This is a genomic window from Streptococcus sp. HMSC034E12, assembly GCF_001835915.1.
Taxonomy (GTDB): Bacteria; Bacillota; Bacilli; order Lactobacillales; family Streptococcaceae; genus Streptococcus; species Streptococcus vaginalis.
In genome coordinates this window covers 169,327-180,589 of record NZ_KV826438.1, presented here as the reverse complement: position 1 = coordinate 180,589, position 11,263 = coordinate 169,327, and the positions used below count along the sequence as shown (strand labels likewise).

The window sequence follows — 11,263 nt, the reverse complement described above, 5'->3', positions numbered from 1 at the left end:
ATCCGGCATAGCTCAGTTGGTAGTAGCGCATGACTGTTAATCATGATGTCGTAGGTTCGAGTCCTACTGCCGGAGTTGATACATGATTAGAAACCTTGATATAATCGGGTTTCTTTTTTGCTATTTTTAAAATAGAATGCAGAATCTCGGGTTAAAATTATTATTTATAACACTAATTCAGGCTCTTGGTTGATGAAAAGCAGAGGACGAAGTTCATTCTCTTTTTTTATGTTCAAAACAATGAGAATGTATTTTTTTAAAATTTTCATTTTTAGAGAATGAGTTACACTGTTTCATTTATCGAGAGGATTGTATTATCTCAATCAAATTAAGATTGTTTGGTTTTTAGACTGCTCATGGATGATTATATTTTGTAATAGATTTCCAGGTGAGATGCCTGACGAGTTCACCTATAAATAATACACTCTGGGGAGATTACGCATAGCAATCAATCAAAATTTGAAAATTTTTAGTTCGTACTCCTACCTACGCTATGCTGTTGCTTTTATCATCAGCTACTACATCAAGATTTTGGGGTTAATATAATGCAAGTGGCTGAGCAAAAACCCAATTCATGGTCAAAGTGTAATAATCGCTTATAGCGAAAAAAGCTTAAAATCAAGTTAATTAAAAGGTTGATTTTAAGCTTTTTGACTATTTTTATGAATTTTTACCTAGACTCTCAATTTTTATTCAAAAAAAGCTTTGTACAGTGCTTTTATAGCTGCTTTTTCTTGTTTGGAATTGATAACAATCATGATAGAAACTTCACTAGATCCTTGGGAAATCATTTGGATATTAATGTGATTATCTGACAGTGCTTTAGTTGCGGTAGCAGTCAAACCGATGTGACTTTTCATTTTTTCACCGACAATCATAATGATTGAGAGATCATGTTCGATTTCTGCGTGGTCAACTTCTAATTTTTGTCTTAATTGACGAAGAATTTCTTCCTCTTTAATGGGGGTTAACTCACGATCCCGAAGAATAATAGATAAGTCATCGATACCGGTAGGCATGTGCTCCCAGCGGATATTTAGATCTTCCAATATTTGCAGAACTTTTCTACCAAAACCGATTTCACGGTTCATGAGGTATTTAGACATGTTAATACTGGTGAAATGGGCATCCGCAGCAATACCTACTACAGTGAAGTCCCTGTTGCTGTGCTTTAAAACAATTTTTGTACCAGGATGAGTAGGGTTATTTGTATTTTTAATAACGAGTGGAATTTTCCCACGGTAAGCTGGAATGAGTGCTTCGTCATGTAATACAGTAAAACCTGCATAAGCTAATTCGCGCATTTCGCGATAAGTTAATTCTGGAATGGAGTGTGGCATGTGGATAATGCCAGGGTGTGCTGCAAAAATACCATCAACATCTGTAAAATTTTCATAAAGATCAGCTTTTACACCGGCAGCAATAATGGAGCCAGTAATATCAGACCCACCACGTGAAAAGGTGCAAATCTGGTCATCTTTTGTTACTCCAAAGAACCCTGGTATAATCAATACTTCGTCAGCTTCATTTAATTCTTCGATTTTATCATAACTGGAAGGGAGAAGTCGAGCATTTCCTGGTTCGCTGGATACAATGAGTCCTGCTTCTCTAGGGTGAACATAACGAGCATCTACGCCATTTTGTCTAAAATAAGCCGCAATGAGTTTCGCATTGTTATTTTCACCGGCAGCAAGAAAAGTATCGTACAAGAACTTATTATTTTCGATAGGAAGGCTTGCGAGCTTTTGGAAACTTTTTGAAATTCTCTCTAGAATATTTGGTTTGAGTTGCAGTTCTAACGCCATATCTCGATAACGCTGAATAATCCATTGTTGGTGCTTTGTTACGTCATTACCAGCAACATAGTCTCTATAATATTTAATGAGGGCATCTGTTACCTTTGTATCCTGAGTGCATCGCTTCCCAGGCGCAGAGACAATCACGAATCGACGTTCAGGATCAGCTTTTATAATCTGTAATACTTTTTCTAATTGACCAGCAGAGGCAAGTGAACTTCCTCCAAATTTAACAACTTTCATAAATTCTCCTATAGGCTGATTGTTTAAATTATAGCAAAATTCTGAAATCTTTTCAAATTTACTTGTGCTTACTTGCTAAAGCAAATATTTTATGTTAGAATGTAACCATATTATTTGATATTCAAATAATTTAATTGACAAAGAAAATAATTGTCGGAGGCAATTAAATGCAATTTGAAAATATTTTATATAACGTTAATGACGGTGTTGCAACATTGACTTTGAATCGCCCAGAGGTTTCCAATGGGTTTAATGTTCCCATGTGTGAAGAAATTTTAAGAGCGATAAAAATGGCTTCTGAAGATGAAGAAATCCAAATTTTGCTCATCAATGCAAATGGGAAAGTATTTTCTGTTGGCGGTGATTTGGCAGAAATGCAACGAGCGGTGGAGGCAGATGATATTCAGTCTTTGGTCAAAATTGCTGAATTAGTCAATGAAATTTCTTACTCAATGAAACAACTATCTAAGCCGGTCATTATGAGTGTAGATGGACCAGTTGCTGGTGCGGCAGCTAACATGGTGGTAGCTGCAGATTTCTGTATTGCAACGGAGCGTTCTCGTTTTATTCAAGCTTTTGTGGGGGTAGGTCTTGCTCCTGATGCGGGTGGTCTATATTTACTTGCTAGAGCGATTGGTGTGACGAGAGCAACTCAATTAGCAATGACAGGTGAACCGTTAAACGCAGAAAAAGCTTTAAATTATGGTCTTTTGTATAAAGTTTGTGAAGTTGAAAAGTTAGAAACTACAACGAATCAAGTGATTAAGAAGTTGAAACGTCATTCACTTAATTCTTATCGTGCTATTAAAGAATTGGTATGGAAGAGTTTGTTTACTGGTTGGGATGAGTATGCAAAACTCGAACTACAGTTGCAAAAGACATTGGCTTTCACAGAAGATTTCAAAGAAGGGGTGCGAGCTTATGCTGAGAAGCGTCGACCAAAATTTTCTGGGAAGTAAAAAAGTAGTTGCAATTTAATTTGATATTTGATATACTTTTCTAGTCAAATGTTTTGATGTTGAAAGTTTTTTTGTTAGAGGAGGATAGATTTTTGGATTACCAATTGGTCAATGATTATTTAACATCTATTTTCAATAATGTATTGGTTATTGAAGAATCTAGTTTGAGAGGCAGTCGCTTCAAAGATATCTCTATCAAAGAAATGCACACGATTGATGTTGTTGGGAAAAATCCCAATGCGACTCCTAGTAGCGTAGCAAAGGAATTGATGGTGACATTAGGTACCGTAACAACTAGTTTAAATAACCTTGAAAGAAAAGGCTATATTGAACGGACACGTTCAGAAGTTGATCGTCGTGTCGTTCATCTGAATTTGACAAAAAATGGTCGCCTGATTTATCGCTTGCACAGAAGATTTCACAAGAGAATGGTTGAAAGAATCATTGAAGGAATGGATGCTGAAGAGATGAAGGTCATGGGAAAAGGTCTGACTAATCTGTATCATTTTTTAGAGGATTTGAAATAATGAACTATGCTAAAATTAGTCAAGTTGCTCATTATGCTCCAAGTCAGGTAGTTACAAATGATGATTTGGCAAAAATAATGGATACGAGCGATGAATGGATTTCAAGTCGAACAGGAATAGAGCGTCGTCATTTATCACAAATAGAATCAACGAGTGTTTTGGCTACCAAGGTGGCAGAACAATTGTTGAAAAAGGCGAATATCCATGCAGATGAGCTAGACTTTATCATTGTGGCAACTATTACCCCAGACTCTATGATGCCTTCAACGGCTGCACGAGTTCAGGCAAATATTGGTGCAAATCATGCTTTTGCCTTTGATTTAACAGCGGCTTGTAGTGGATTTATCTTTGCTTTATCAACAGCTGAAAAGTTGATTTCTTCAGGTCGTTACCAGAAGGGTTTTGTTATAGGAAGTGAAACCTTATCAAAAGTCCTTGACTGGTCTGATCGTTCAACTGCGGTTCTTTTCGGTGATGGTGCTGGTGGTGTTTTGCTAGAGAGCTCAGAGCAGCAGCATTTTTTAGCTGAAAGTCAATATACAGACGGTTCGCGTGGGGAAAGTTTGACTTGTGGTAAGTTTGGTTTATCTTCACCTTATTCTGAAAAGGAAGAAGCGGCACCATATTTGACGATGGATGGTCGTAAAATTTTTGATTTTGCTATTCGAGATGTGGCAAAATCTATAAAAAATACAATTGAATCCAGTGATATTCAAGTAGAGGATATTGACTATTTATTATTACATCAAGCCAATATTCGTATTTTAGATAAAATGGCGAAAAAGATTGGTGTAGCAAGGGAAAAACTTCCTGAAAATATGATGGAATATGGGAATACGAGTGCAGCGAGCATTCCAATTCTTTTATCTGAGTGTGTTGAAAAAGGACTCATTCACCTTGATGGCAGTCAAACAGTTTTGTTGTCAGGATTCGGTGGAGGTTTGACATGGGGCACACTTATTGTTACAATTTAGTTATTATGTGGTAAACACATGAATATAAATATTTATTTTTAAAGGAGTCTATCATGGCAGTATTTGAAAAAGTACAAGAAATTATTGTGGAAGAACTTGGTAAAGAACCTTCAGAAGTTACTCTTGAGTCAACTTTTGATGATCTTGACGCAGATTCATTGGATTTGTTCCAAGTTATCTCAGAAATTGAAGATGCATTCGATATTCAAATCGAAACCGAAGAAGGATTGAACACAGTTGGTGACTTAGTTGCCTACGTTGAAGAAAAAACAAAATAAAAAGATGAAACGGGGCTGAGATAAGATTCTCGCCCTCTTTTGAAAAAGGTATTGAGGTAGGCAGTAAAGTTGACTGTATAACCGATTTTCTTTTGAGAAAAGAGCAAGAGACAGTTGATTTTGCTGGGGTGGAACAATAAAATCTATGGTTGGATGGCATGTTTCACTCCCTCTTGTTTAGGTAATAGTTTGATTTTCAAAGTATACAAGTGCTTGAACTGAAAGGATTGAGCCATTACTTAAGCAATATAAAGGAAGGTATTATGCAAACACGTGTTACAGAATTGTTAAATATTAAATATCCTATTTTCCAGGGTGGGATGGCCTGGGTTGCTGATGGTGACTTGGCTGGTGCAGTTTCTAAAGCGGGAGGTCTTGGCATTATCGGTGGTGGTAATGCACCAAAAGAAGTTGTCAAAGCTAATATTGATAAAATTAAGTCATTGACAGACAAACCTTTTGGCGTGAATATCATGCTGTTGTCACCGTTTGTGGAAGATATTGTTGACTTAGTGATTGAAGAAGGTGTCAAGGTTGTGACAACTGGTGCAGGAAATCCAAGTAAATATATGACTCGTTTCCACGACGCAGGTATTACAGTCATTCCAGTAGTTCCAAGTGTAGCATTGGCTAAGCGAATGGAAAAAATTGGTGCAGATGCAGTCATTGCTGAAGGAATGGAAGCAGGTGGGCATATTGGAAAATTAACCACCATGACTTTGGTTCGTCAGGTAGTTGAAGCAGTTGATATTCCTGTAATTGCAGCAGGAGGGATTGCCGATGGTCGCGGTGCAGCTGCAGGCTTTATGCTTGGTTCAGAGGCTGTTCAAGTGGGAACACGTTTCGTCGTTGCAAAAGAGTCAAATGCGCACCAAAATTATAAAAATATGATTTTGAAAGCTCGGGATATTGATACAACCATTTCTGCTCAACATTTTGGTCATGCAGTACGAGCTTTGAAAAATAAACTAACTAGAGAATTTGATCAAGCAGAAAAGGATGCTTTTAAGCAAGAAAATCCTGATTTAACTGTTTTTGAGAATTTAGGAGCTGGCGCTCTTGCAAATGCAGTTGTTCGCGGTGATGTTGAACATGGTTCTGTCATGTCAGGACAAATTGCGGGGCTTGTCAGCAAAGAAGAAACAGTTGAAGAAATTTTAAAAGATATTTACTACGGTGCAGCAGAGGTAATCCAAAAAGAAGCTAGCCGTTGGGCAGGAGTAACTAGAAATGACTAAAACAGCCTTTCTATTTGCAGGTCAGGGTGCTCAGTATCTGGGAATGGCTCGTGACCTTTACGATCAGTTTGATGTAGTGAGGGCAAACTATGATGAAGCAAGTCAAGTATTGGGCTATGATCTACGATATCTGATAGATAATGAGGAAGAAAAGCTCAACCAGACACGCCATACTCAGCCAGCAATTTTAACCACTTCGGTTTCTATTTACCGATTATTGCAAGAAAAAGGAATGCAAGCTGATATGGTAGCAGGCCTTTCTCTTGGGGAATACTCTGCCATGGTAGCAGCAGGTGCTTTGGATTTTAAAACAGCGGTTGCTTTGGTTGCGAAACGTGGTGCTTTTATGGAAGAAGCAGCTCCTGCTGGCTCTGGTAAAATGGTTGCTGTACTAAACGCAGATGTGGCAACTATTGAAGCAGCTTGTCAAGCAGCTTGTCAGCTGGGAATTGTATCACCAGCAAATTACAATACGCCTAGTCAGATTGTTATTGGTGGTGAAGTTGAAGCGGTTGACAAAGCAGTAGAATTGTTAAAAGAAGCTGGTGTTAAGCGTCTCATCCCTTTGAATGTCTCTGGTCCATTTCATACAGCTTTGCTAAAACCTGCAAGTGATAAATTGTCAAAAGTTTTAGCAACAGTCGAATTTACTGATTTTAAACTCCCTTTGGTAGGAAATACAGAAGCAGCTGTCATGGAAAAAGAACGGATAAAAGAGCTATTAACTCGTCAGGTAATGGAACCGGTTCGTTTTTATGATAGTATCGCAACAATGAAAAAATCAGGTGTAACTGATTTTATTGAAATTGGTCCAGGTAAGGTTCTGTCTGGTTTTATTAAAAAAATTGATAAATCAGCAAAGGTTGCTCACGTTGAAGATGTTAGAAGTTTATCTACTCTTCTAGAAAATAAGGAATAGGTATGGAACTGAAAGGTAAAAATATTTTTATAACTGGTTCAACACGTGGAATTGGTTTTGCAATGGCACATAAGTTTGCGAGTCTAGGTGCCAACATTGTTTTAAACGGTCGCCGTGAGATTGATGAGGTACTCGTCTCTGAATTTTCAGATTATGGGGCACAAGTGATTCCGATTTCTGGTGATGTGTCAGATAGCACGGATGCCAAGCGGATGGTAGAAGAGGCTATCGAAAAACTTGGAAGCGTGGATATTCTGGTCAATAATGCAGGGATTACAAAAGATAAACTCATGCTAAAACTGACAGAGGAAGATTTTGAACAGGTCTTGAAAGTGAATCTTGTTGGTGCTTTTAATATGACTCAAGCGGTTTTGAAGCCAATGTCGAAAGCTCGTCAAGGTGCTGTTATCAATGTATCAAGTGTGGTTGGTTTGATTGGTAATGTCGGTCAAGCAAATTATGCAGCTTCTAAGGCTGGACTGATTGGATTTACTAAGTCTGTAGCGCGTGAAGTAGCAGCCCGCAATGTACGAGTGAATGCTATTGCGCCAGGTATGATTGAGTCAGATATGACTGATGTTTTGTCTGATAAAGTGAAAGAAGCTACGTTAGCACAAATTCCAATGAAACGTTTTGGAAATACCAGCGAAGTGGCAGAAGTGGCAGCCTTTCTAGCTCGTCAAGAGTATTTAACTGGGCAAGTCATTGCCATTGATGGCGGGTTAACCATGAGGTAGAAGATGACTAAAACGTACGAGTTTTAAGCATGTGATATATTTTCTTAATAAAGGAGTTTGAAATGAAACTAAATCGAGTTGTTGTAACAGGATATGGAGTAACTTCACCTATTGGAAACACACCCGAAGAGTTTTGGGATAGTCTAAAAGAAGGGAAGATTGGTATTGGTCCAATTACGAATTTTGATCCTAGTGTGATTGGTGTACATAATGCAGCAGAAATTAAAGATTTCCCGCTAGAAAAACATTTTGTTAAAAAAGACAAAAATCGTATGGATATGTATTCTATTTATGCCATTCATGCAGCTTTAGAAGCGTTAGAAAATGCTCATCTAGATGCCGAGACAGTTGACCATGATCGGTTTGGTGTCATTGTATCTAGTGGGATTGGTGGCTTAAAAGAATTGCAAGATCAAATTATCCGAATGCATGAAAGAGGAGCCAATCGTATCCAACCGCTCTTCATTCCTAAAGCACTTTCAAATATGGGAGCCGGAAATATCGCTATTCGTGTGGGAGCTAATGGGGTATGTAAATCTATTACAACTGCTTGTGCGTCTTCTAATGATGCTATTGGAGAAGCATTCCGTGAAATCAAATTTGGTTTTCAAGATGTTGTTTTAGCAGGTGGTTCTGAATGCTCTATCAACGAAATTGGCATCGGAGGTTTTGCAGCTCTTACAGCTCTTTCTACAAATGAAGATCCAAAACGTTCGTCTATTCCATTTGATAAAGATCGGAATGGATTTGTAATGGGAGAAGGGGCAGGTGTTTTGGTAATTGAAAGTCTAGAACATGCTGAAAAACGTGGGGCAACGATTTTAGCAGAAATTGTGGGGTATGGAAATACTTGTGACGCTTATCACATGACAACACCATCACCAGCTGGTACAGGGGCTGCTAAAGCTATAAAACTAGCCATTGAAGAAGCAGGATTACAACCTTCAGATATTGCCTATGTGAATGCTCATGGAACTTCTACACAAGCCAATGAAAAAGGTGAAAGTCAAGCGATTGTTAATGTTCTTGGGAAAGAAGTACCGGTTTCTTCTACGAAATCTTTCACAGGTCACCTTCTTGGTGCAGCTGGTGCAGTAGAAGCTATTGCAACGATTGAGGCAATGCGTCATAACTTTGTACCGATGACTGCAGGAACGCAAGAACTTTCAGATGATATCGAGGCGAATGTCATCTATGGTCAAGGGCAAGAACATGATATTCCATATGCGATTTCAAATACCTTTGGCTTTGGTGGGCACAATGCTGTACTTGCATTCAAGCGCTGGGAGGCTTAAATGAATATCAATGAAATCAAAGATTTGATGGCTCAATTTGACCAATCAAGTCTGCGTGAATTTTCTTATAAAAATCAAAGTGATGAATTAACCTTCAGTAAAAATGAAAGAACAGTTGAATCAATTGCTCCTTCTGCAGAGGATTCAATAGTGAACACCAATCTTGTTTCACAAGTCGAAGTTACCCAGCCAACTGTTCCTCCAATTGTGGAGGAAACGGTTAGTCCAGAAGTGCTAACAGCTGAAGGCGATGTAGTAGAAAGTCCATTGGTTGGAGTTGCTTATCTTGCTTCAGGTCCTGATAAACCTTCTTTTGTTTCCGTTGGCGACCAAGTGAAGAAAGGGCAAACCTTGATGATTATTGAGGCCATGAAAGTGATGAATGAAGTTCCGTCACCTAAGGACGGTATTGTGACGGAAATCCTTGTCCAAAATGAAGAAATGGTCGAATTTGGGAAAGGTTTGGTGCGGATTAAATGATTGATATCAATGCGATAAAAGAAGCTCTTCCACATCGTTACCCTATGCTGTTGGTTGATCGTGTGTTGGAAGTGAAAGAAGATGAGATTGTAGCACTTAAAAATGTTACAATCAATGAGCCTTTTTTCAACGGACATTTCCCTGAATATCCTGTCATGCCGGGAGTTCTCATTATGGAGGCTTTGGCTCAAACAGCCGGTGTTTTGGAATTATCCAAAGAAGAAAATAAAGGGAAATTGGTCTTTTATGCTGGAATGGACAAGGTGAAATTTAAAAAACAAGTTGTTCCTGGTGATCAGCTCATCATGACAGCGAAGTTTGTGAAGCGTCGTGGCACCATTGCGGTTGTGGAAGCGAAAGCAGAAGTTGATAGGAAGTTGGCAGCGAGTGGTACTTTGACTTTTGCCCTCGGACAGTAAGAAAAGGAGATTTCACCATGTTTCGTAAGATTTTAATTGCCAACCGTGGGGAAATTGCGGTCAGAATTATTCGTGCAGCTAGAGAGTTAGGGATTGCGACAGTAGCAGTCTATTCTACTGCTGACAAAGAAGCTCTCCATACTTTACTGGCGGATGAAGCGGTTTGTATAGGTCCGGCAAAGTCGACAGAATCCTACCTCAATATGAATGCAGTATTGTCAGCAGCTGTTTTAACAGGCTCTGAAGCAATTCATCCGGGTTTTGGCTTTTTGAGTGAAAATTCTAAGTTTGCGACCATGTGCGAGGAAGTTGGCATTAAATTTATTGGTCCTTCGGGAGCGGTAATGGATTTAATGGGTGATAAAATCAATGCGCGTGCTCAGATGATTAAGGCTAATGTGCCTGTAATTCCAGGTTCTAGCGGCGAAGTTCATACTTCAGACGAAGCACTTGCGGTTGCAGAAAAAATCGGTTATCCAGTCATGCTGAAAGCTTCTGCTGGCGGTGGTGGCAAAGGCATTCGGAAAGTCGAAAAGGTGGAAGATTTAGTGGCCGCCTTTGAATCGGCTTCCAGAGAAGCCAAAGCGGCTTTCGGAAATGGCGCCATGTATATGGAGCGGGTTATTTATCCGGCTCGGCATATTGAAGTCCAAATTTTGGCTGACCAACATGGTCATGTTGTCCACTTAGGCGAGCGCGATTGTTCACTTCAAAGAAATAATCAAAAAGTGCTGGAAGAAAGTCCGTCGGTTGCGATTGGCAAAACGCTTCGTCAGAAGATTGGGGAAGCAGCTGTTCGAGCTGCAAAATCTGTCGGATATGAAAACGCTGGAACGATTGAATTCTTATTTGACGAAGACAAAAGAGAATTTTATTTCATGGAAATGAATACACGTGTCCAAGTGGAGCATCCGATAACGGAATTTGTAACGGGAGTGGATATTGTCAAGGAGCAAATAAAAATTGCTGCGGGGCAAGAGCTGCCTTTTAACCAAGAAGATATTCATATAACAGGTCACGCGATTGAATGCCGAATCAATGCAGAAAATCCTGCATTTAACTTTGCACCAAGTCCGGGAAAGATTTCCAATCTCTATCTACCTAGTGGGGGAGTGGGGTTGCGTGTGGATTCTGCAGTTTATCCTGGCTACACGATTCCGCCGTATTATGACAGCATGATTGCCAAGATTATTGTTCATGGTGAAAATCGTTTTGATGCACTTATGAAAATGCAGCGTGCGCTCTATGAATTAGAAATCGACGGCGTTGTGACAAATAGCGGTTTTCAGTTAGATTTGATTTCAGACCCACATGTCATTGCTGGCGATTATGATACAGCTTTTCTTATGGAGAAATTTTTACCAGCTTATCAAAAGAAAAAGTAGAGGAGTAAAGGAT

At 39.1% G+C, this 11,263-nt stretch carries 12 protein-coding genes and 1 tRNA gene; 12 read left to right on the top strand and 1 reads right to left on the bottom strand.

All coding sequences use genetic code 11. The annotated features are described in order from the left end of the window. Position 1: 1 nt before the first annotated feature. A tRNA-Asn gene (locus HMPREF2574_RS04780) sits at positions 2 to 75 on the top strand. Between the two features lie 614 nt (positions 76 to 689). On the opposite strand, the gene HMPREF2574_RS04775 is transcribed toward HMPREF2574_RS04780, so the two are convergent. Then, positions 690 to 2,039: an aspartate kinase gene (locus tag HMPREF2574_RS04775; protein WP_024052199.1), complete on the bottom strand. Its 1,350-nt coding sequence runs from the start codon at positions 2,037 to 2,039 to the stop codon at positions 690 to 692. A gap of 167 nt (positions 2,040 to 2,206) precedes the next feature. Between HMPREF2574_RS04775 and HMPREF2574_RS04770 the strand changes: the two genes are divergently transcribed. From HMPREF2574_RS04770 to HMPREF2574_RS04720, 11 genes are all read left to right on the top strand, one after another. Further along, positions 2,207 to 2,998, top strand: coding sequence for an enoyl-CoA hydratase (locus tag HMPREF2574_RS04770; protein WP_024052198.1), 792 nt, complete (start codon positions 2,207 to 2,209; stop codon positions 2,996 to 2,998). A gap of 92 nt (positions 2,999 to 3,090) precedes the next feature. Beyond that, positions 3,091 to 3,525, top strand: coding sequence for a fatty acid biosynthesis transcriptional regulator FabT (locus HMPREF2574_RS04765; RefSeq protein WP_022527109.1), 435 nt, complete (start codon positions 3,091 to 3,093; stop codon positions 3,523 to 3,525). Then, positions 3,525 to 4,499 (top strand): beta-ketoacyl-ACP synthase III, encoded by a 975-nt coding sequence (locus HMPREF2574_RS04760; RefSeq protein WP_024052196.1) that lies wholly within the window; start codon positions 3,525 to 3,527, stop codon positions 4,497 to 4,499. The genes HMPREF2574_RS04765 and HMPREF2574_RS04760 overlap by 1 nt, the downstream gene beginning before the upstream one ends. Before the next feature lie 53 nt (positions 4,500 to 4,552). After that, positions 4,553 to 4,777 (top strand): acyl carrier protein, encoded by a 225-nt coding sequence (locus tag HMPREF2574_RS04755; RefSeq protein WP_003026017.1) that lies wholly within the window; start codon positions 4,553 to 4,555, stop codon positions 4,775 to 4,777. Positions 4,778 to 5,040: 263 nt separating this feature from the next. Continuing rightward, the gene (fabK, locus tag HMPREF2574_RS04750) at positions 5,041 to 6,015 is read left to right on the top strand and encodes an enoyl-[acyl-carrier-protein] reductase FabK (protein ID WP_024052195.1); all 975 of its coding nucleotides are present in this window, start codon (positions 5,041 to 5,043) and stop codon (positions 6,013 to 6,015) included. Beyond that, positions 6,008 to 6,934 carry an ACP S-malonyltransferase gene (fabD, locus tag HMPREF2574_RS04745; RefSeq protein WP_070812226.1) on the top strand — a complete coding sequence of 309 codons (927 nt, stop codon included), beginning with the start codon at positions 6,008 to 6,010 and terminating at the stop codon, positions 6,932 to 6,934. Before fabK ends, fabD begins: the two co-directional genes overlap by 8 nt. Positions 6,935 to 6,936: 2 nt before the next feature. Beyond that, the gene (gene fabG, locus HMPREF2574_RS04740; RefSeq protein ID WP_024052193.1) at positions 6,937 to 7,671 is read left to right on the top strand and encodes a 3-oxoacyl-[acyl-carrier-protein] reductase; all 735 of its coding nucleotides are present in this window, start codon (positions 6,937 to 6,939) and stop codon (positions 7,669 to 7,671) included. 62 nt (positions 7,672 to 7,733) lie between these two features. Next, complete coding sequence (gene fabF, locus HMPREF2574_RS04735) at positions 7,734 to 8,966, top strand: beta-ketoacyl-ACP synthase II (protein ID WP_070241534.1); 1,233 nt, start codon at positions 7,734 to 7,736, stop codon at positions 8,964 to 8,966. Continuing rightward, positions 8,967 to 9,446 carry an acetyl-CoA carboxylase biotin carboxyl carrier protein gene (accB, locus tag HMPREF2574_RS04730; RefSeq protein WP_024052191.1) on the top strand — a complete coding sequence of 160 codons (480 nt, stop codon included), beginning with the start codon at positions 8,967 to 8,969 and terminating at the stop codon, positions 9,444 to 9,446. Beyond that, positions 9,443 to 9,865 (top strand): 3-hydroxyacyl-ACP dehydratase FabZ, encoded by a 423-nt coding sequence (gene fabZ / locus HMPREF2574_RS04725; RefSeq protein ID WP_070241535.1) that lies wholly within the window; start codon positions 9,443 to 9,445, stop codon positions 9,863 to 9,865. The genes accB and fabZ overlap by 4 nt, the downstream gene beginning before the upstream one ends. Positions 9,866 to 9,882: 17 nt before the next feature. Continuing rightward, positions 9,883 to 11,250 (top strand): acetyl-CoA carboxylase biotin carboxylase subunit, encoded by a 1,368-nt coding sequence (locus HMPREF2574_RS04720; RefSeq protein ID WP_024052189.1) that lies wholly within the window; start codon positions 9,883 to 9,885, stop codon positions 11,248 to 11,250. The last annotated feature ends 13 nt before the right edge of the window (positions 11,251 to 11,263 follow it).

Excerpts from the sequence above, each read along its gene's own strand:
- fabD (WP_070812226.1), top strand. The coding sequence starts at position 6,008 with ATGACTAAAACAGCCTTTCTATTTGCAGGTCAGGGTGCTCAGTATCTG.
- HMPREF2574_RS04760 (WP_024052196.1), top strand. The coding sequence starts at position 3,525 with ATGAACTATGCTAAAATTAGTCAAGTTGCTCATTATGCTCCAAGTCAG.
- fabG (WP_024052193.1), top strand. The coding sequence starts at position 6,937 with ATGGAACTGAAAGGTAAAAATATTTTTATAACTGGTTCAACACGTGGA.
- HMPREF2574_RS04755 (WP_003026017.1), top strand. The coding sequence starts at position 4,553 with ATGGCAGTATTTGAAAAAGTACAAGAAATTATTGTGGAAGAACTTGGT.
- HMPREF2574_RS04770 (WP_024052198.1), top strand. The coding sequence starts at position 2,207 with ATGCAATTTGAAAATATTTTATATAACGTTAATGACGGTGTTGCAACA.
- fabK (WP_024052195.1), top strand. The coding sequence starts at position 5,041 with ATGCAAACACGTGTTACAGAATTGTTAAATATTAAATATCCTATTTTC.
- accB (WP_024052191.1), top strand. The coding sequence starts at position 8,967 with ATGAATATCAATGAAATCAAAGATTTGATGGCTCAATTTGACCAATCA.
- HMPREF2574_RS04775 (WP_024052199.1), bottom strand. The coding sequence starts at position 2,039 with ATGAAAGTTGTTAAATTTGGAGGAAGTTCACTTGCCTCTGCTGGTCAA.
- fabF (WP_070241534.1), top strand. The coding sequence starts at position 7,734 with ATGAAACTAAATCGAGTTGTTGTAACAGGATATGGAGTAACTTCACCT.
- HMPREF2574_RS04720 (WP_024052189.1), top strand. The coding sequence starts at position 9,883 with ATGTTTCGTAAGATTTTAATTGCCAACCGTGGGGAAATTGCGGTCAGA.
- fabZ (WP_070241535.1), top strand. The coding sequence starts at position 9,443 with ATGATTGATATCAATGCGATAAAAGAAGCTCTTCCACATCGTTACCCT.